Below are 21,281 nucleotides of genomic sequence, written 5' to 3' on the forward strand. Positions count from 1 at the left end.
TATACACCTCCTATTCTTTTTCAAACAAATTTTTCTTTATTAATTATTTATTTTCCTAAAAAAATAGCATCTCACCATAAGGTGAGATGCTATTTTTAAAGAAATTTTTATTATTTTAATGATCCTGGAAAGTGACAGGCTACAAAGTGACCCGGTGATACCTCTTTCAATTGAGGTTCTTCTTTAGCACAAATTTCCTTTGCTACAGGACATCTTGGATGGAATCTACATCCACTTGGTGGATTTACAGGACTTGGAACATCTCCTGTTAAAATTATCCTCTTTTTCTTATATTCTGGGTTTGGAACCGGTATAGCACTCATTAATGCTTTTGTATATGGATGTAATGGATTATCAAATAATTCTTTCTTTGAAGCATTTTCAACAATTTTTCCTAAATACATAACGACAACTCTATCAGAAATATATTTAATGACTGATAGGTCATGTGAGATAAATAAATAAGTTAAATTATGTTTCTTTTGAAGTTCAAGCATTAAGTTAATAACTTGAGATCTAATGGAAACATCAAGTGCTGCTACTGCTTCATCGGCAACTATTAACTTTGGATTCATTAATAATGCCCTTGCTATTCCTATTCTTTGACGTTGCCCTCCTGAAAATTGGTGAGGAAATCTATACATATGTTCTCCATGAATACCAACTTCTTCTAAAACTTCTTTTACCTTATCTACTACTTCAGATTTTTTTATCAGACCATGCAATACAGGCCCTTCAGAAACAATTGTCTTAACTCTAATTCTTGGATTAAGAGAACTATATGGATCCTGAAAAACTATTTGCATCGTTCTTCTAAAATCTCTTCTCTTTTCAGTAATATTATCTAAAAGTTTGCTATAAAAACCACTTTCACCTAGTTCCTCATATATTTCATAGTATTCTTTATCAATTCCTGTAAATTTTGATGGATCTTCTTTTTTAAATTTCTCTATATACATTTTCTTTAAATATTTCTTTGCCCTATAACGTGGCATAAAATAATATGTTGTATCCTTTCCGTCTACTATAATTCTTCCAGACGTAGGTTCATAAAGTCTTAAAAGCGTCATTCCGGCAGTAGTTTTTCCACAGCCTGATTCACCAACAAGCCCAACAGTCTCACCCTCATAAATTTCAAAGCTGATGTCATCTACTGCTCTAACCCATGCTACAACTCTTTTAAATACTCCTGCACGAATTGGAAAATACTTTACAAGATTATCAACTTTAACTAATACTTTTTTTTCACTCATGCACTTTCACCAGCCTTTTTGAGTTTCTGAGCCTCTTCAACTTTTTTATAGTAAAAACATCTTGAATAATGATTTTTTCCAACTTCATATAACGGTGGAATTTCCTTTTTACATCTTTCATCTGCAAACTCACATCTGGTATTAAACCTACAACCTGGTGGAAAATGCAATGGATCAGGAACAATTCCAGGAATATTATAAAGTTTATCCTGCTCAATATCTAACCTTGGAATTGAATTCAAAAGTCCCCAAGTATATGGATGCCTCATTTCTTTAAATAATTCTTTTACATCAGCTGTTTCCATAACCATTCCACCATACATTACAACAACTCTATCGGCATTTTCTGCAATAACACCAACATCATGCGTAATTAAAATTATAGCCATTCCATACTCTCTTTGCAATTCCTTCATTAAATCAAGTATTTGCGCTTGAATAGTAACATCAAGTGCTGTTGTTGGTTCATCCGCAATTAATAATTTTGGCTTACATGAAAGTGCCATTGCAATCATTGCTCTTTGCCTCATACCACCAGATAATTCATGTGGATATTCATCAACACGTTTTTCTGGTTCAGGTATTCCAACTTTTCTTAGCATGTCAATTGCCATTCTTCTAGCTTCTTTTTTATCAACATCTTGGTGCAACAAAATTGCTTCCATAATCTGCTCACCAATTGTAAAAACTGGGTTTAAAGCTACCATTGGTTCCTGAAAAATCATTGCAATATCATTACCTCTAATTTTTCTCATCTCATCTTCTGATAACTCTAAAAGATTCTTTCCTTCAAAAATTATTTGACTTCCTTCTAAAATTTCACCATTTGGATCCAACAATCTTAAAATTGATAATGAGGTAACACTTTTTCCACTACCAGATTCGCCAACAATTCCAAGTGTCTCGCCGGGATAAACTTTAAAATCCACACCGTCAACTGCTTTAACAATTCCATCTTCTGTATGAAAATAGGTCTTTAAATTCTTTACTTCTAATAATGGCTTTTTTTCCAACTCAATCACTCCTTTTATTTCAATTTCGGATCAAAGACATCTCTTAAAGCATCACCTACTAAATTCCATGCTAATACAAACAAAACCATTGCCATGCCTGGATAAAAAACCGTATACCAGTAAGCTAGTGCTTGACCGCTAGCACCTAATATATAGTTTCTTGTATAGTTAAGCATTGAACCCCAATCAGCATAACCAATTGGAGCACCAAGTCCTAAGAATGAAAGTGCAGCAGCTGTAATAACCAAAGATCCTAATCTCATTGTAGCTTGAACTAAAACTGGAAAGATTGTGTTTGGAAGCACATGTCTTACAATTATAATAAAGTTTTTTATTCCAAGAGCTTTTGCAGCTAGAACGAATTGTTCTTCTTTAACCTGCAGTATATTAGCCCTAATTAATCTCGCAACAGCCATCCAACCAAAAACTGTCATTGCAATCATAACTTTATCTAAACCACTTCCTAAAATTGTTGTTAATACCATTGCAGCTAATAAAAATGGAATTGATAAGAAAATATCTGTAACCCTCATTAGAATTTCATCTATCCAACCACCAAAATAACCAGCAATTGATCCTATTATTAAACCAATTATTGTTGATAACGTAACAACTGTTAAACCAATTTTAAAAGCAGTTCTTGTACCCCAAATTACCCCGTAATAAATGTCTCTACCTGCAATCATACCAAAGGGATGATCTTTACTTGGTGGTACTGGATCTGAATTCCAAGAAAGAATTGGCATTATGTATGGATCTTCAAGTTTCATTGGATTTCCATTTTCATCTGGAAACATTGGATTAACAGGCGGTGCAAGTAATGGAGCAAATGCAGCAATTAAAGCAAAAAATATTAACAATGAAAATCCTAAAACTGCAGAAGGATTTCTAAACAATTTTCTCATTGTTCTTTTAAACTCTGTATTCATCAACATCCACCTCCTTAACCTAGTCTGATTCTTGGGTCTAATATTGCGTATAGTATATCGATTATTAAATTTCCAACCACAAGCAATGTTGAATAAAATAAAGTACTACCTAAAATTGCTGCATAATCAAGCTGAGTTGCTGCCTGAGCTGTAAATCTTCCCATACCGATTCTATTAAATATAACTTCAACAATAACAGTTCCTGCAAGTAAGCCAATAACCATCGCTCCTGCTACAGTTACAACAGGAATCATTGCATTCTTTTTTGCATGCTTGTGTATAACTTCTTTTTCAGGAACTCCTTTTGCTCTAGCCGTTCTAACATATTCTTTACCAAGAACTTCTAGCATACTTGATCTTGTAATTCTTAACAAATATGCCCACCAAAGCCAAGAAATTGTTAGAATAGGTCCAATTAAGTGTCTCAATGCATCCCAGAAAATATCAAGTCTACCATTTAATAATGAGTCAATTGTTAATAAATGTGTTATCTTATGAAAACTATCTGATTTTACAATTGAATCTGCCCAATCACTCAAAGTTCCTGGTGGAAACCATCCAAGAACCGAATAGAAAATCATCAATATTATCAATCCAAATACGAAATCTGGAAGTGACCATCCAACTATTGCAAAAATCCTTATAAAATGATCTATAAACTTGTCTCTATTAACCGCAGCCGTAACACCTAACCAAATACCAACGGCAATAACCGGTATAAATGCATATAGTGCAAGCTCAATCGTATAAGGAATTCTTTCTTTAATAGCATCAGCTACTGGTTGCTTTGCCGTAACAGACCAACCTAGATCTCCTTTTAAAACTCCACCAAGCCATTTAAAATATCTGGTCCACATTGGATCTTTTAATCCATATTTTTCAATTAATTTATCAATTTCCTCATTTGATAGCTTATCAAAAAGATTTGGATTAACGTATGCTGAAATCATTTTTTCAGGACCTAAGATCTCTGTAAAACTAAATATTATCAAAGTCACACCAAACAAAATCAGTGGAAGTAGCAAAAGTCTCCGAATAATATACGCCGTCAAGTTTAACACCTCCTAAATTTTTTAAGTTTACATCAATATTATTATAACAGCAGTAAAAAATGTTTCAAGTCTGAATTAAACTTAATTTTAATTTAAATCTTGTAATTTTTAATAAATACTTACAAATATTCCTTTAAACGTAACGCTATCTTTTTACCAACTATCTTTGAAAGTTCATCAAGAGGTGCCATTTTTATATTTTCTATACTTTTATACTTTTTAAGCAATAATTTTTTTCTTTTTGGTCCAATTCCTGGAATATCGTCTAGCTTGCTTAATGTATAATTTTTTAACTTTAAGCTACCACTAAAACTATTTGCCACTCTATGTGTTTCATCACGTATTGCTATTAAAGTACGCAAAACTTCATCATTTTCTTTCAATTTAAGTTCTTTATTTTTTGTAACAATTATTTCTTCCTTTTTAGCAATACCAACTACATCAACATTTAGTCCCAATTCATTAAATGCTTCAATTGCAGCATTGACCTGCCCTCTTCCTCCATCAACAAAAATAAGATCAGGTACTTCATGTTTTATATATCTTTTCCTTATAAACATCCTGATACTTTCAAAATCATCCAAAATATCACCAAGTTTATACCTTCTATATTCTTCTGGTTTTGGTACTCCATTTTCAAATACTACCAAAGATGCTACTGTAAATTTTCCATTTCTGTGAGAAATATCTGTCCCTTCAATTCTATATGGAATCTTTTTCAACCCTAATATTTCTTTAATCTTTTTTAAAGTATCTTTTCTCAGCCTTTTTGCTTTGAAATGTTCCTTTAAATTTTCATATGCTATTTCAAGTAAATATCTATCACTATCATCTAAAGAAACATTTATAGGTATATCAAACTCTATTTTATTTAAATTATTACTTTCGATTGTAACTATTTTTGTTGGTAAATCACTTTTCATTCCATAGTAAAATTGATACAAAAATTCTTCAAATGATAAATTTGCTTCATAAAAAAGCTTTGATAATAAAACTCCACCACGAACCTTTAAAACTAAAAAAACTCCTTTTGAATATGCAATATAGTCCACACATCTTTTATCATTTAAAATCACACCTTGTGTGTTTAACAGTTTTTCAAATGATAATAACAAATCTCTATATTTAGCAGCATTTTCAAAATCAAGCATTTTAGAATGATAATTCATCTTTTGTTCAATGTAGTCTTTTACAAATTCAAAATCTCCTGATAAAACCTTTTTCAAATTATTTATTGCTGATATATAAATATTTTTATTTTCAAATTTACATGGTGCTAAACATGTTTTTAAATGGTATTCAATACAAGGTTTCTTAATTTTAGATAAATCTTTTTTGCAAGTTCTAAAACCAAAAATTTTTTGTAAAATCTCTAACAGCAATCTTGTAAAAGTTATATTAGTAAAAGGGCCAAAAAATATTCCTGAACTTTTCCTACTTCTTGTAACTTCAACATACGGATATTCATCATCTGATATCCTAATATATGGATATCGTTCACCTTCTTTTAGCATTATGTTATACTTTGGTTTATGTTTAAATATTAAGGTAGCTTCTAATAATAATGCTTCTTTTTCATTTTTTACAACAATAACTTCTAGACTATTTGATTCCTCAATAATTAGCCTACTCTTTTCTTCTTTAAATGAAAAATGTGAACTAAGCCTTCTTTTTAAATTTTTTGCTTTTCCAATATAAATATATTCACTTCCATTCTTAAAGATATACACTCCAGGTTTTTCACTAACGTTATATAAAACACTTTTGTCTAACATTTGATCCCTCCATACAAAAAATGTGGGGACTTCCCCCACATTTTTTATAAGCTAAACTTTGCTTATTCTATATTTCTATTTTTAATACCAAAAATCAAAGTTATAACATATGCCCAACCGATAGAAAATAAAGCAACAAATGCAGCGTCTTTAACCCAAATCAAATCAATTATCAAGAAGGCAATCATTATTATTGAAAATAGTATAGCTTTTCTCATTGCCTTGCGAATATTCAACTTTGAAATATCACTAGCAGCTAGCATTGAGTAAATCGCTATCACCAAATACGCAACTGGCGATATTGACAATCCAAGTTTCGAGTAAAAATTTACAAATCCACCAGATACAAAAAATGCTAGAGAAACAACAAAAAATACCCATGAAACCACACTTGAAATACCAAATGATGATTTAGCTTGTTGAATAACACCAAGCAATAATACTATTCCAATCACTATATTCATTATAAAAACCAAAACTGCATATGCGGTAACACCTAGCATTAATTATCACCTTCACTGCTAAGAAATTCCTTATATTCTTCCTCTGTCATCAATTCATCAAGTTCTGAAGGATTTGAAATTTCAATTTTTACCAACCAACCTTGACCTTCAGCATCTTCATTAACAAGTTCTGGCTTTGCATCAAGCTCACTATTTACTTCTACAATTTTTCCGCTAACTGGTGCATAAACATCACTTGCTGCTTTAACACTTTCTATTGATAACAAAACATCACCTTTTTTAACTTCTTTACCAACTTCTGGCAAATCAACATAAACAATATCTCCAAGCTCTTCTTGTGCATGAGAACTTATTCCAACATACCCGTTTTCATCTACCCATTCATGAGTTTTTGTAAATTTTTTCATGAAAACCCCTCCTTGATTTTATTTGTTCAATAATATTCTAACATATAAACTAACTATTTCAACTATCTAAAGAAAGTAAATAAGTTTAATTCCAATAGAAAATTTGTAATTTTCCTGTATTAATAAAATTATTGAAATGTCATAAATCAAATGATAAAATGGACAATGTTTGGAAGAATTAAATCATGGAGGTGATTTAATGAAGATAGAATACTTTAAGAACGACAAATGCAGTGTATGTAAAGCTATGCTTCCCAAAATCCAAACTATAGCAAAAAACTTTGATATTGATATTGAGGTAATTGACGTTATAGAAAATCCTTCTTATCCAGCTCAAAAACTAGTATTTACAGTACCAACAGTAATAATATTGGATGAAGAATTTGAAATTAAACGATTTGCAAGAAATTTTAGTATTAGTGAGGTAATAAATACAATTGAAAGATACTTAGAAATAAGTAAAAAATAAGGCTAATAGGGAAATCCCTATTAGCCTATAATTAATTTTCCTACATTTAAGAAGATAAAGGACAATATATATGCTATCAAAAAACTATATATTACAGAAAAAGCAACCCACTTCCAACTTCCAGTTTCACTTTTTATGGCCGCAATTGTTGCAAAACAAGGAATATATAACATTACAAAAATTAAAAACGCATAAGCATTTACACTATTTAAAGACGCACCAAGAGCAATTTTTGCACTACCCATATCTCCCTCTGCAAATCCATATAACATGGACATAGTTGAAACTATTACTTCTTTAGCTACACCTCCAAAAAATAATGCTGTTCCAATTTTCCAATCAAAGCCTAAAGGTCTTAAAATATATTCTAGAGCTTTTCCAATATATGATGCATAACTTGTTTCAACATCTCCTTTATTTGGAAAATATGTTAGTCCCCAAACTAAAATGCTTGCAATAAGAATTATTGTTCCTGCCTTCTTTAAAAAATGACTTCCTTTATTCCACATATAAATTGCTATATTTCTAATTGTAGGTATTCTATACCTCGGCAATTCCATTACTAATGGCACACTTTCACCCTTGAAAAATACTTTATTGACAAAAAAAGCTGTAAAAGCTGTAACCAAAATACTTATAGCATAAATACTAAACAAAATCTCAGCTTTATACCTTGGAAAAAATATACTGATTATCATCATATAAACTGGTAGCCTCGCACTACATGAAATAAACGGCGCCGAAAGTATAGTTCCTAATCTTTCTTTCTCATCTGGTAATCCTCTTGCGGTCATAATAGATGGAACATTACAACCAAAACCTAACAATAAAGACATAAATGATCTTCCGGAAAGTTTCATTTTATACATTATTCTATCCAATACAAATGCTGCTCTGGGCAAATATCCTGTCTCTTCTAAAATACCTAACGCAAAAAACAATGCAAAAATATTAGGAACAAATACCAAAATACCACCAACACCACCAATTAAACCATCTGCAATTAATGAAGTTAATAAACCATCACCAAAAGATTTTACATAATCTGCAAGTTGACTAAAAGAATAATCCAATATATCAGACAATGGCTGTACAACATCAAAAGTAAATTTAAATATTATATACATAATAGCTACTAAAATTGGAATACCAAATATTTTGTGCGTTAAAATATGGTCAATCTTATCATTTAAGGTCTTTATATACTCAATTTTGTTTCCTGAATAGGCTTCCTTTATTACATATTTTACATATTCATATCTTATTTTTGGAATTTGGTTCATTGCATTTTCTTTAATAGTATTATCAATTTTTACTATATTTTTAAGTTTACTAACAAAATATTCATCTCCTTCTAAATATTTAAGAGCTGCATATCGTTTATTTTTAAATAAATCATCTGGAATTTGATTTTCAATATCTACAATTATCTTTTCATATTCTTTATAATCAAAAATAACATTTTTAATTTTTTTACCTTTTGCTATATCAACTATCATATCTTTTAACTCACTAATTCCTTCTCCAGTTTTTGCGGAAGTAAATACTACAGGGACTCCAAAATGTTTTTGAAGTTCATACTTATCAATTTTTATCTTTTGCCTCTTAACTTCATCATAAGAATTCATAACCAAGATTACGCTTTTTGTAATCTCCAAGGTTTCTATTAAGAGATAGAAACTCTGTTCAGGATTTAAAGAATCAGCTATTAATAAAGTCACATTTGGAGGTGAAAAAAATAAAAAATCTCGAGTAACCTTTTCATCAATCGATTTTGATGACAATGAATACGTTCCAGGAAGATCTATAAAATGTAACGTATTTCCTTTCCATTCGGTTGCACCCTCAATTTTACTTACAGTAACTCCGGGCCAATTTGCAACATATTGCCTTGCACCGACAAGCCTATTAAAAATGCTTGTTTTACCAACATTTGGATTTCCAACTAAAGCTACGGTCACTACCATATCAGATCCTCCTTAATATTATTTTGTTTTTCATTCCCTCACCTAAATGAATTTTACTATTATCCAAAAAAATTTCACCATTTTTTACTTGAATAATTTTTCCTTGCAAAATCCCCAATCTACTAACCTTATATAAAAATCTTCTTCCTCCACAAAATTTAACAACTTCATATTCACCATCATTTGCTAAAGATAATGGTATTGAATCATCTAACAATTCAACTTCAATAGTAGAAGCCTCAGAATTTCTCATAGATATTAATTTATTAAAAACTCTGTACATTCTTGGATCTCCCATAGGAGAAGTTCTAACAACTTCTATTATACTTTCAGGAATTAATCCCAAACCCAAAAGTCTGTTTTTAATTTTAGAATCTTTGATTGATACAATTTTCACTTTTACACATTCCGGTATTTTATCTAAAGTCAAATCTATTCCCCCTTCTTATTGAAAATAATTCTCAACAAGATTTTATCAAAAGTTTTAGCTAAAGTCAAGTAGTGATATAATTTATATAGGACTAAAAAGGGGGGATTTTATGAATAACAAATTAAAATGGCTAGTCATAGCAATTTCACTGACTTTTACTATAGTTAGTATGATCACGGTTACGCTTTTTTCAAAAGGAATAATTCAATATTCTTGGATTTTAAAAGTTCCTGGAAGAATTTCTGGAGGACAATTTATACCTGAAATGGAAAAGTTGTACACTAAACTCTTTCTCAGCTTTTTATTCAATACATTGGCACTTCTTACTTTATCCACATTATTTAGCAAATTTAATAATAAAATTACCGACGAAATTTCACTTGTTCTTGGTATGTTTTTTTTATTTGCTTCATTATTATCTTTTTACAATATTTTTCAACTAATAGCATTCCTTTCTTCTTTATTTTTGCTATATTTTATATTTTCAAAACGCTAAATAATTTTTAATCTTTTCAAGTGTTTTCGGACCTATTCCATTAACATTTAGAAGTTCATTTAAAGACTTAAACTTACCATTTTTTTCTCTATACTCAATTATTCTTTTTGCTTTTGTAGGGCCAATTCCTGGTAATTTCTCAAGCTGTTTTTCATTAGCTTCATTAATATTTATCTTTTTAAACTCTTTATTCTCATTAACTTGCACCTCATTTGTTTTAGAAACAGTCAGATAATCTCTTATTTTTTCAAGTGTTGATGGACCAATTCCAGTAACATTTATTAAATCATCAATTGAATTAAAATTTCCATGCGCTTGTCTGTAGGAAATAATTGCTTTTGCTTTTACTGCTCCAATCCCAGGAAGGCTCATTAACTGCTCAAAATCAGCCTTGTTAAGATCTATTGTTTGTGATTCATAGTTCCTCTTAATTTCCTTACTAGTTACATTATTATATTGTTTTTCATGAAATAAAACTGAACTTATTATAATAAAAAGTGTGAATATAATTATAAATTCTTTACAATATTTTATTTTACTATTCAAAATCTCACCATAAAACAAAGCTTGCATACCCTACAGTAAAAGAATAATCCTTTGAATATTCTGCACTAGTAGTGTGATATACAAGCTTTACATTATCAAAACACATTGTTAAAACTGACATTGGCCCTATTCCACAAGCACTAATTGATTCTCTTAGTGAATAAATTCCTTCTATATCTCTTTCTAATATCTTTTCAATTAATTTTTCGTCTTTTCTAAGAGTGATTTCATGAGATTCGTAATGATTAAAATCAGATGAAGCAACCAAAAGAGTATTTTTTAAATCTATCTTTTTTAACAATTCTACTATCTTTATTGTGTTTTCATAAGATTGATAATTATAAATAATCGGTACAAATTTAAAGCTACCAAAATAATATTTTAAAATTGGCAACAAAACTTCAATTGAATGCTCTAATATATGAGCTTTATAGTTCTCTTCAAAAATTTTATTTTTTAACAAATAATTATTTAATTCTTCGTCAATCTCAACATATCCAAAGGGAGTATTCCATCTTCCTCTTGGCCACAATGAACAAATATTTCCAGCAATTCCAGTATGATTTGTTCCAATGATAATTATTCTTTCAGGTTTTCCAAAATCCAAAGCTTTACATATTGCATACAAAGCAGTTTTACCACTATAAACGTATCCTGCATGAGGCAAAATTAAACCAAAATTAGTATTTGCATTTTTAATTTCTTTTGCTTTGCAAAATTGGTTAAAAAATTTTATTAATAATTCAGAATTTCTAGAATAAAATTTATCAGCATAGTACATTTCTCTTTCCATTATTTCACAACCTTCGCCGAAATAAATATAACTATATTACGTTTAACTTTATCAGATTTTTCAGAAACAAAGAATCTTCCAATAATTGGTAAATCACCTAAAATTGGAATCTTTGAAACCGTTTTGCTATTTTCCTCTCTAGAAAGTCCTCCAATTACTAAAGTCTGATTTTCTTTCAATAATATCTTTGATGAAAATTCTCTTGTTCTTTCAACTGGTAATGAGAGCGAATATTGGCTCTTTAAATCCCAATCAAAACTACTTACTTTAATATTAAGTTCCAAATCAATAGTATTATCCGCATTAATATACGGAGTAATTTCAAGTGTTACTCCTGATTCAATGTATTTAATTTCTTGAGTATTCTCTGTTGTTGTTAAAACTATAGGAATCTTATCACCTATTAAAATACTTGCTTTTTCTCCACTTTTTGCTACTACGTTTGGACTTGCTAAAACATTTGTGTTTTTATTAGTTACATTATTTCCATTACCTATCTCAATATTTAAATTACTATTACCATCACTTCCAATAGACAATAACTTATTTATAATTCCTTCAATGCTCAAATCACTCAATGATAATTTAACGTTAAAATCGTCATTTGATAAAGTACCCAAATCTGACGTTATTTTTCCCAAATTATATTCAAAATTATCTGATAACTCTTCATCTACTACTTTAACTTCTATCAATGCAAGCTTTGCGTTTAAATTTTGTTTAATGTAACTTCTGACCTCTTCAGCAACTTTTGCATCAATTCCTGTTGCAATAACAACTCCTGCCGAAGTATCAACAAACGATTGACCGCCATAAAACTCTATTAATTCTTTTACTTTATCTACATTTTGAGAAACTGAAAATACAAATGTTGTAGTTGTCTTTGTTGAACTACCTGTTATCATATCAAAGATGTAAATACCGTTTTCTTTTTTTATTGCTACATTATAATTACTTAAAATTGTTTCAAAATCATCAAAAGTAATATCTTGAACATATATATTAGCAATTGAATTAATTTCTCTTGAAATAACCGCAGAGTATTTATAGCCTTTTACAACCTGTTCAATTATATTTTTAAGTGGAACATTTTCTGCGTTTATTGTAATTAAACCATCTTCACTTATATTCACATTTTTTTCACTAACATTTGGAACATTTTCTTGCCCTTTTGGTTTTATAAATACCATACTTCCTTCTTTTGTTATATCAACTTTCGAACTTATAATATTTTCAAATTCGTCCAGACTCGAATCTTCTAAAACAATATTCAAATTATCGGTTACAGAATCAATCAAAACCGAATAACCAAATTTTGGATAAATTTCTCTGGCAAGTTGTTCTATTGAAATATTAGTAGCATTAATAGTAATTTTATTATCAACAACCTCTACAAATTGTGATTTTAATTTTCTTCCAACATGTAAAAATCCATTTTCTTCTCTAACAAAAACACCGTATTCGTTTAATAATTTCTCAAAATCTTCTATCGATGCGTTTGACAATTTTATATCTACTTTCCTATCCACTTTTTCATCGAGTATTACCGTCTTTTTAGTAGTTAATAAAAATACTTTTTTAATTAATTCGTTCAAATCATAATCTTTTACATCTATATATAATTTACCATTTTCGAAACTTATTTCATTTTTCGAAAATTCTTTTAATAACTCTACTGCTCTATAAATTATTTTTTCATTGCCCTTTAAATAAAACTTATCGTCTATTTTTTTAGCAATTATGCTATTTCCAAAGTAAAGATTTAATATCTCAGCAATCTTTCCTTCATCTAAATCACTTTCCAAGGAAACTATTGTCGAATCATTAGTCAAATTTTCAAGCAAAGTTTCTGCTTCATCGATTTCTGATTGACTACCAAAAAGCAATAGATTATTGTTTATTTTAAATACCTTTAATTCTCCCACTTCTTTTAATAATTCATCAATTCCATCAAAATAAACATTATTCAAAATCTTGATACTCTTACCTTGTGAGTATTTTCTTACAAATTCTTTTGCTTTTTCTAAGCTTTCACTACTTCCATTAAGTATTAATATTTGACTTTTTGGATAATATTCCATATTCACTTTAAACAACTGCGATATTACTTCTTGAAGTTCTTCGTAATTTTGAAGGTTTATTTTCTCTAAATAATATTTATTATCACTATTACCAAAATAATTATTTATAAACTCAAAAGCTTTGGAAATTTGCCTTCCCTTTAGAATAACACCTTTTTCAGTATTGATAGCATCAATGTTATATAAATCTTTTAATATCTTTGATTGAGATTCGTTAAGATAAATATTTTCAATAAATTGTATCTTATCTCCGTAACTTTCTCTAATTTCCTTTATCTTGTTTTCTATATCATTATTTACATTATTAAAAACCAGCAAATTATCAGTTTCATAGACTGGTGAAGCATCCAAAAGTGCTTTAAAAACTGATTTTGGTGGATCAAATGGAGTTATCTCTAAAACATATTTCGAATTTAATGTGTTATTAGTAATTATTTTATCAATAATTTTTTCTTTTCCCCTAATTAATAAACTACCATCTGAAAATTCTTTTAAAATTTCCACATCGTACGGTTTTAAATTTTCTTTATTAATTTTCACTCTCAATGTTTTTACACTTGCAAGTTCTAAAAATTGCATAAATCTAGAATAAACTTGTTTAGTTGCAAAAAGAGTTACAAAAACTTTTCCATTAACTTCTAAAACCTTACCGTTTTCTTCAGAAATATTTAAATACTCTAAAGCCCTTCTAACTGTATCAATATTTATATCTTCAAACACCATCCTGTAAGGATTGCCTATTGTTCTATCATTATTTAATGTTATGACTAAATCTCTAAACTTTTCAGGTACTTTAATATTTTGACCTAAAGATTTAAATGGAATATTTAAGCTTTTTAGAATAGTTTTTATTCTTTCTGGATATCCGACTTCAACAGTTACATAATCAAAAAATGGATCGTCAAAACTATCTTTCAAAATTGAGATTAAGTAACCAATAGTATTAGCAGATTCATTATCTGAATATATCGCAACTTGTCTTAAACCATACAAAATAGAATATTTAAAATCATATATACTCGAAATATTAGTTAAAAAATCTTCTAAAACCTCTTTACTAACATTAAATTTAAAGTAGTACCATGACTTACTTGGTTGCTGAGATATAGCATCAGCTATTAATCTGTGTTCCCTAATGCCTCCATATACAAATAATTTGCTCTTATCCTTTATATAATTAGCAAACGTTCCAGCACCAAGCAACAATCTTATTTTTTCAGAATCAACTTCTTCATCATAAATTTGCCAATAATATGCAAAATTCTTTTTAATTTCATTTTCTAATCCCAAATAAAGCGTCCCATCCGGTCCATATGCATAACAAACTTCAGGATTATTTAATAGCAACAGCCTTAAAGCATCTTCAATAGAAACATCTTTAACTTCAAGATTAACATTTTTATTTCTAACTCCATCGTATAGCGAAATATTAACACCAATTGCATCAGAAAAATCTCTAATAACAACATCTAATGGAGCATTCAAAAATGAAAAACTATATTTCTTATCAGAAACACTTACAGGCATTGTAAGAACTATTTTATTACCCATAACAATCCAATCAACCTTAACTGGTACAAGATAAAACAAAAATACATTGGTATCATTATTAATAGTTACTATTTGTAATCCTTCTAAAGGCCCTTTAGATACCGGTAAAAAAGAATTTTTAGAAATTGTATTTTTCAAGGTTAAATAATAAACATTTAGTGAATCATTCCAACCAAAATCAACTTCAGAGGGTTGAAGATTCCTATCATTCTCTATTATCAACTGCATTTTATTACTATTTATGTAATAATCAACGTTAATTAAATTAGCAATCAAATTTAAAGACATAGCTAAAAATACAATAATTGTAAACTTAATTTTCATCACTTATCCCCCCTAACTTTTTTGAAACTATTAATTTAATGCTTCCATCTTTAATGTCTAATACAACAAGATTATTTCCCGAAATATTTAATATATAGTACCTATTTAACAGAAGCTGTTTGGGATCAAATTTCAATAATTGCTTTTCATTTCTTAAATATACAACAGAAATACCTGATTCATCATAATAACCTAAATATTCTAAATCTTCTACAATTGAAAAATTACCCAGTTTTGAGTAATTTCCATCAATTTTCAAGTAATACGGCTCAAAAAAACTTACGTTTTTTACATTAATAAAGTTTAGATAATAATCTTTTATTTTAACAACATTAACAGAGCTTAAAACTTCAACTTCTAAACTTTTCCTCAAATTTAAAATAGAAATGAAAAAAATTACTACAATTAAAATTAACACTAAAAAAATAAATAAATATTTCTTATTTAACATCAATTATATCACCAACCTCTAAATCAAACGAAACATTTGCCTTACTTTTGGAATTAAATATTATTGGAAAATCAACATTTACCTCAACATTTAATTTATTAATAATTATAGATTTTGAGTTAAGCAAATTATAGAAAAACTTTTCAAATTTTTCCCCTTCAAGTGTATCAGATAAACGTTTGTTTTCATCTAAATACTTAGCTACCTCATTACTAAAATGCCTATCGTTTTTTAAAAATAACTTTGCATTATTATACTGATTTAATAAAATTTTAAAATCACTAATTTTCCTATCTAAAATTATAGTTTTTTCATTAAACTTTTTTAAAAATCCAATTTTAATAAATAAAAAATCATACAATGCAAATAAAATACCAACCAAAAAGGCTATAATTAAAATCAAATTAGCAATTTTTAATTTTAAACTCACAACTCTCCCTCCAATTGAAACTCATACATCTTAAAATTCTCATATACATTTTTTATATCAATAACTTTTAGATCAACATTTTTATAATATTTACTTAATTTTTCTTTTATTGTTTCAGGTACAATAGGATTTTCCGAATATTCATAAAAAGTTATCAAAAAACTCTTACCATCAAATTCAATATTTTTTATAAAAAAATATTCATTAATTTTTGATATTTCATCTACTAAAACTTGAAGAAAATACTTTGAAAAGAAAGATTTATTCAATGAAGTTTTTAAATGTCTAATCTTATTAATCAAAGTATTTATTTTAGAATCATATTCTGAAATCTTTAAATCAACAATGTCAGGAATTTCTGTTAACTCATTAAAAGAAATTTCATTAAACACCAATGGATGACTTCTAATTATATTAGCTATATTTGAAAATAAAAAATATTGAGAAAAATAATACAATGAAAAGAAAGGTAGAAACGATATAACTAAATACATTAAAAATCTCTTTAGTGAAATTCTCTTTTCTTTATCTTTGTATAAATTTAAATTTTCCAAACTCAAATCCCCCCCTTGTGATTAACCCTAAAGTTCCTAAATACCTAGGTTTCATAACAGGATATTTAAAATTACGAACTGTGAAAATTTTCTTAAAAATTTCAGAATCTGTATAATGTTCAAAAATTAATTTATTCACTAATTCTGAATCAGTATATACAAATCCAGATTGTATATCTTCAATAGTTAATTGTTTTTGAGAAGAATTCAAACTAACAAAAATCTCGCGTTCAATCAATGAAAACATGTCTCCTATAAAATTATATAAAAATCTACTAACATCCTCTTTTAAAGCTTCATCATTCAAATCTTCAACTTCATACAAACTATAACCAAATTCATCGTTACACAAATCATTTAAGTATTTTAAACTTAATTCTGAATACCTTACTGATTCTAAATTATTTCCATTAAAAATTATAAGCCCCGAATATTCTGAATCTATGAAAAATTCAATATTATAACCTGGAAATTTTGATAGCAATAATGATTCTTTAAAAAAATCTGGATAAACAATATCTGGTACTGGTATCTTCATAGATTCTAATTTGTGAAAATACTCATTTAACTCGGCTTTTCTTACAACAAATACTTCTAAACCATTTGAAGTTTTCAAAAAATCAAAACTAAATTCAGATCTTTCTAAATTAAAATTTTGTGAAACTTCTAAAACGATATAATTTTCAATATCCTTCCTTTTTTTTATCATTGGCATTTGAAGATTCAAATTTAAAATCAAATCCCAAGGTATATTCACTATAATCAAATCATCTACTTCAAATTCAAAATCTCCATTATATTCTCTTAATTCTTTAATTTTGATTTTTCCAAAAAAATACTCTCCAACCGCTTGATATACATTACTACCAATTATATCAAACCCAACCAATCTTCTACTTAAAAGATTCGACAAAAAACTTCCCCCCTTTATTTTACAGATACATCAAATGAAATAGGTTCAATCTTAAAATTTCCAAAAGTCCCAGGAGTAACGCTTTTTCTTGGAATTATTCTTAAATTATTATCTTCAAAATAATCTCCAAAATATATCTTCTTCCTTATTAGTATTTCTTTTTTTGTAAATAACGAGTAATAAATCTTAACAGTGTCAGCATTATACTCAATCATATCAGCATTAGATTTCCACAATCCACAATATACAATCGTTTTAAATAATTCTTCTTCTAGCACAACTTTATCAAGAATCGAAAATAAAGAAAAAATTGAAACAGAAAAAACTATTAACGAAATAACAATAACAATTAAAACCTCAATATATGTCATATTAACCACCAAAAGTAGATTGCATTTGAAAAATAGTAGAATACATTGCATAAGCTAAAAATGCAATAAACAAACCTACAAAAGCAATCATTAAAGGTTCAAGCATTGATAAAAGCTTTTTTGTATCCTGTTGAATCTGCTCGTCAAAAAAGTCCGCCACTTTTTCCATAATCGTGTCTAACTTACCAGTTTCCTCTCCAGTACCAATCATTTCATAAATAATCTGAGGAAAAACTTTTTCACTTTTCAAAGCTTGCTTTAAAGTACTTCCACTTTTTACTTTTTCAGAAACATTTTTTATTTTCATAATAAACTTTAAATTATTTGAAGCTTTTGCAGCCATTTCCAACGAATCTATTATTGAAACACCACTTGCAATTAAAACTCCAAATGTTCTACAAAATCTTTCATATGTAATTTTCTCCTGTAATTTTCTAATTGGAGGGAATAATCTTCCGAAAAATTCTTTTGTTTTTTTACCTGGTTCAGTCCTTAAAAATAAAAACATTCCAATTAATAAAGAAATTATAACAAAAACTACCATAAATGGATTGCCTGTCACAATTTTATTTACACTAATTAAAAAAGAAATTATACCCCCCGTTGGTATAGTTCCAAACACATTGAAAAGCTTTGGCAAGATAAAAACACTGATTACTACAACAACTATAACAGCAAATCCTAAAATAAATGTAGGATAAACCATAGCAGATTTTACCTGTTGGTTTGTTCTATTTAAATTTTCATAATAACTAGCTAATTTTTCGAGAGTTTCTTCTAAAACTCCACCTTCTTCCCCAGCTTTAATCATATTGATAAATACGTCATCGAAAACTTTTTGCTTTTTAAACGCTTCTGAAAGAGACGTTCCCACATCTAATTCACTAACTATATTAACTAAAATACTTCTAAACCTTTTTGAAAATATCTCTTGATTTGACAAGATATAAATTGCCTCTCTTAACCTTAATCCGGCTTTTACCATAGTTTCTAATTGCCTTGTAAAAAAAACTATATCTTTTAATCTTATACTAAATATATTAATATTAAATTTCTTTACTTTACTTGCTTCTTTAACATCTATAACAATGTAACCACTAGATTTTAACTTTGATAAAGCTTCCTGAAGGTTGTATGCTTCAATTTCCCCTCTTACCTTTTTCATTTCTTTATCGTAGGCTTTATAAGCAAATTTCAAAATAATTCCCCCCTGTTTACAGGAAATAACCTTCCATCTACAATTTCAAAAATTTTACCTTTAAAGTCAGAAAATTTTTCAAGATCATGTGTTACTATTATCAAAGATTTATCGTTTTTACTGACCCAAAGTTTCAAAAACTCAATCAATGATTTTTCAGATTTATAATCCAGACTTACAGTAGGCTCGTCTAATATAAGGAGTTCTGGATCATGAGCAATTGCACTAGCTATTGCAACTTTTCTTTGTTGGCCACCAGAAAGCTGAAATGGAGATTTCTTCAATAAATCATCCTCTAATTTTATTAATTCCTTAATTTCTTCCAATCTTTCTTTGGGATTTTCAAGTTCAAAATTTTTAATTGAAAACATAATTTCATCCTCTACAGTCTCAGAAAAAAACTGCTTTTCCGGAAACTGAAAGGCAAAACCTATTTTTTTTCTAAATTTATGAGGGTTAGTATAAGGATCCTCACCATCAACAACTATTTCTCCAAAAGTAGGCTTCAAAAGAAAATCTAATAAGTATAACAAAGTAGTTTTACCGCTTCCTGATTTTCCAATTATAAAAATAATTTCATTATCATTTATTCTAAAGTTTATGTCTTTTAAAACGTGCTTTTGAAACACGGTTTTATAATTATAAATATAATTTACATTTTTTAATTCAAGCGTCATAATTTTTTAGAACTATATACCCTTATTCCTCCTTCTTTACACAATTCTTCAACATTTCCAAAAATTGATCTCATATATTCTTTTATTCTCTTTCCACCTTTATTATGATATGCAACAAGTTCTAATGTACCGCCACCTCTAAGCTTTTCAAATGCGCCCTCAATTAATTTCATCCAAACTTGTTTTCCAGCAACTATTGGAGGATTAGATATAATATGATTAAAATTTACATTATCCCACGGTTCATATAAATATCCATGTCTGATATCAGCTTCAATATTGTTATCTTTACTATTAATTTTTGCAAACTCAACTGCACGTTCGTTTATATCACTCATATAAAGGTTAATGTCAGGATTTTCTTTCTTCAAAGTTATTCCAATCACTCCATATCCACAACCAATATCTAATACATCTCCATAATTAATTCTACTATTTTCAATCAAAATTTTTGTTGCTCTATCAATCTTTCCAAAAGAATAGACTCCACTCGGACTTTTAAATCTGTATACGTGTCCATTTTTTAATTTTAATTCAACAATCTTTACCTTTAAAATACTTGTCGGTTTTTCAGTATAGTAATGCTCAAACATTTAATCCCTCCAAAATTTATGTTCTCCATACAATAAAACTTTTTCATTATTAAAAATCTCTTCAAAATTAACTTTCCCTAAAAATATATTATGATCTCCTGTTTCAAAATCTCCAATTTTTTCACATTCTAAATACGCTACTACACCATTTAATATTGGAATTTTATTTTTACTCATTTTAAAGTTAATCCCCTCAAATTTGTTAAAATTTCTTCCAGAAATAGTTCCAAATTGTTTTGCAATATTTATCTGATTGACACTAAGCAAATTTATGCCAAAAAAATTAACTTTTTTCAAAAGTTCATAGCTATATCGCTGTTTACCTATCGAAATTGCCAAAAGCTTTGGATTTATCGAAGTCCTCATTATCCATGCTACAGTAATTCCATTTAAATTACCATTATAATTCATTGTTACAACTGCTACAGAGTTATATATTTTGGACGAAGCACCCATAAAATCACCTCAGAATATATTATAACATAGTAATTTTTATAACAATATTTTTACTGAAAATTTGTTTTTCATTTGGTATAATATATTG

The 21,281-nt window shown here is 28.2% G+C and carries 23 protein-coding genes; 2 read left to right on the top strand and 21 right to left on the bottom strand.

Annotated elements, in window-relative coordinates:
* Positions 1–110 precede the first annotated feature (110 nt).
* The 7 genes from EO083_RS07045 to gcvH all read right to left on the bottom strand — a co-directional run bounded on the left by EO083_RS07045 (position 111) and on the right by gcvH (position 6,893).
* Positions 111–1,253, bottom strand: a complete 1,143-nt coding sequence (locus EO083_RS07045) for an ABC transporter ATP-binding protein (protein WP_126993455.1) — start codon at positions 1,251–1,253, stop codon at positions 111–113.
* Positions 1,250–2,266 (bottom strand): ABC transporter ATP-binding protein, encoded by a 1,017-nt coding sequence (locus EO083_RS07050; RefSeq protein WP_126993456.1) that lies wholly within the window; start codon positions 2,264–2,266, stop codon positions 1,250–1,252. Before EO083_RS07050 ends, EO083_RS07045 begins: the two co-directional genes overlap by 4 nt.
* A 14-nt stretch (positions 2,267–2,280) precedes the next feature.
* Positions 2,281–3,195 carry an ABC transporter permease gene (locus EO083_RS07055; protein WP_126993457.1) on the bottom strand — a complete coding sequence of 305 codons (915 nt, stop codon included), beginning with the start codon at positions 3,193–3,195 and terminating at the stop codon, positions 2,281–2,283.
* A 14-nt stretch (positions 3,196–3,209) separates the two neighbouring features.
* Entirely contained in the window at positions 3,210–4,247 is a 1,038-nt protein-coding gene (locus tag EO083_RS07060) for an ABC transporter permease (RefSeq protein ID WP_126993458.1), read from the bottom strand.
* Positions 4,248–4,366: 119 nt separating this feature from the next.
* The gene (uvrC, locus tag EO083_RS07065; protein ID WP_126993459.1) at positions 4,367–6,022 is read right to left on the bottom strand and encodes an excinuclease ABC subunit UvrC; all 1,656 of its coding nucleotides are present in this window, start codon (positions 6,020–6,022) and stop codon (positions 4,367–4,369) included.
* Positions 6,023–6,084: 62 nt separating this feature from the next.
* Positions 6,085–6,525: a hypothetical protein gene (locus tag EO083_RS07070; protein ID WP_126993460.1), complete on the bottom strand. Its 441-nt coding sequence runs from the start codon at positions 6,523–6,525 to the stop codon at positions 6,085–6,087.
* A complete protein-coding gene (gcvH, locus tag EO083_RS07075) occupies positions 6,525–6,893 on the bottom strand; it encodes a glycine cleavage system protein GcvH (RefSeq protein ID WP_126993461.1) in 369 nt (122 codons plus the stop codon). The genes EO083_RS07070 and gcvH overlap by 1 nt, the downstream gene beginning before the upstream one ends.
* A 199-nt stretch (positions 6,894–7,092) precedes the next feature.
* Between gcvH and EO083_RS07080 the strand changes: the two genes are divergently transcribed.
* Entirely contained in the window at positions 7,093–7,362 is a 270-nt protein-coding gene (locus EO083_RS07080; RefSeq protein ID WP_126993462.1) for a thioredoxin family protein, read from the top strand.
* 20 nt (positions 7,363–7,382) lie between these two features.
* Here the strand turns inward: EO083_RS07080 and feoB are convergent, their stop codons facing one another.
* Together feoB and EO083_RS07090 are read right to left on the bottom strand one after the other, a co-directional pair.
* Entirely contained in the window at positions 7,383–9,329 is a 1,947-nt protein-coding gene (gene feoB / locus EO083_RS07085) for a ferrous iron transport protein B (RefSeq protein ID WP_126993463.1), read from the bottom strand.
* Between the two features lies 1 nt (position 9,330).
* On the bottom strand, positions 9,331–9,759 hold the full coding sequence (locus EO083_RS07090; RefSeq protein WP_126993464.1) for a FeoA family protein: 429 nt from the start codon (positions 9,757–9,759) through the stop codon (positions 9,331–9,333).
* Positions 9,760–9,868: 109 nt separating this feature from the next.
* On the opposite strand from EO083_RS07090, the gene EO083_RS07095 reads away from it, so the two are divergent.
* Positions 9,869–10,255, top strand: coding sequence for a hypothetical protein (locus EO083_RS07095; protein ID WP_126993465.1), 387 nt, complete (start codon positions 9,869–9,871; stop codon positions 10,253–10,255).
* On the opposite strand, the gene EO083_RS07100 is transcribed toward EO083_RS07095, so the two are convergent.
* The 12 genes from EO083_RS07100 to EO083_RS07155 are packed head-to-tail and all read right to left on the bottom strand — an operon-like array spanning position 10,244 to position 21,193.
* The gene (locus tag EO083_RS07100; RefSeq protein ID WP_241230011.1) at positions 10,244–10,828 is read right to left on the bottom strand and encodes a ComEA family DNA-binding protein; all 585 of its coding nucleotides are present in this window, start codon (positions 10,826–10,828) and stop codon (positions 10,244–10,246) included. The genes EO083_RS07095 and EO083_RS07100 overlap by 12 nt on opposite strands.
* Positions 10,806–11,594 carry an AmmeMemoRadiSam system protein B gene (gene amrB / locus EO083_RS07105; RefSeq protein ID WP_126993466.1) on the bottom strand — a complete coding sequence of 263 codons (789 nt, stop codon included), beginning with the start codon at positions 11,592–11,594 and terminating at the stop codon, positions 10,806–10,808. The genes EO083_RS07100 and amrB overlap by 23 nt, the downstream gene beginning before the upstream one ends.
* On the bottom strand, positions 11,594–15,550 hold the full coding sequence (locus EO083_RS07110) for a type II secretion system protein GspD (protein ID WP_126993467.1): 3,957 nt from the start codon (positions 15,548–15,550) through the stop codon (positions 11,594–11,596). The genes amrB and EO083_RS07110 overlap by 1 nt, the downstream gene beginning before the upstream one ends.
* The gene (locus tag EO083_RS07115) at positions 15,540–16,001 is read right to left on the bottom strand and encodes a hypothetical protein (protein ID WP_241230012.1); all 462 of its coding nucleotides are present in this window, start codon (positions 15,999–16,001) and stop codon (positions 15,540–15,542) included. The genes EO083_RS07110 and EO083_RS07115 overlap by 11 nt, the downstream gene beginning before the upstream one ends.
* Positions 15,991–16,431: a hypothetical protein gene (locus EO083_RS07120; RefSeq protein ID WP_126993469.1), complete on the bottom strand. Its 441-nt coding sequence runs from the start codon at positions 16,429–16,431 to the stop codon at positions 15,991–15,993. Before EO083_RS07120 ends, EO083_RS07115 begins: the two co-directional genes overlap by 11 nt.
* Positions 16,428–16,985: a hypothetical protein gene (locus EO083_RS07125; protein ID WP_126993470.1), complete on the bottom strand. Its 558-nt coding sequence runs from the start codon at positions 16,983–16,985 to the stop codon at positions 16,428–16,430. Before EO083_RS07125 ends, EO083_RS07120 begins: the two co-directional genes overlap by 4 nt.
* Positions 16,957–17,898 (bottom strand): hypothetical protein, encoded by a 942-nt coding sequence (locus tag EO083_RS07130; RefSeq protein WP_126993471.1) that lies wholly within the window; start codon positions 17,896–17,898, stop codon positions 16,957–16,959. Before EO083_RS07130 ends, EO083_RS07125 begins: the two co-directional genes overlap by 29 nt.
* Before the next feature lie 14 nt (positions 17,899–17,912).
* On the bottom strand, positions 17,913–18,269 hold the full coding sequence (locus EO083_RS07135) for a type II secretion system protein (protein ID WP_126993472.1): 357 nt from the start codon (positions 18,267–18,269) through the stop codon (positions 17,913–17,915).
* Position 18,270: 1 nt separating this feature from the next.
* Positions 18,271–19,467 (bottom strand): type II secretion system F family protein, encoded by a 1,197-nt coding sequence (locus EO083_RS07140; protein WP_126993473.1) that lies wholly within the window; start codon positions 19,465–19,467, stop codon positions 18,271–18,273.
* The gene (locus EO083_RS07145; protein WP_126993474.1) at positions 19,464–20,144 is read right to left on the bottom strand and encodes an ATP-binding cassette domain-containing protein; all 681 of its coding nucleotides are present in this window, start codon (positions 20,142–20,144) and stop codon (positions 19,464–19,466) included. Before EO083_RS07145 ends, EO083_RS07140 begins: the two co-directional genes overlap by 4 nt.
* Entirely contained in the window at positions 20,141–20,737 is a 597-nt protein-coding gene (locus EO083_RS07150; RefSeq protein WP_126993475.1) for a class I SAM-dependent methyltransferase, read from the bottom strand. The genes EO083_RS07145 and EO083_RS07150 overlap by 4 nt, the downstream gene beginning before the upstream one ends.
* Entirely contained in the window at positions 20,738–21,193 is a 456-nt protein-coding gene (locus EO083_RS07155) for a flavin reductase family protein (protein ID WP_126993476.1), read from the bottom strand.
* Positions 21,194–21,281: the final 88 nt, after the last annotated feature.

The sequence above is a fragment of the Thermosipho globiformans genome (assembly GCF_003990895.1).
Taxonomy (GTDB): domain Bacteria; phylum Thermotogota; class Thermotogae; order Thermotogales; family Fervidobacteriaceae; genus Thermosipho; species Thermosipho japonicus.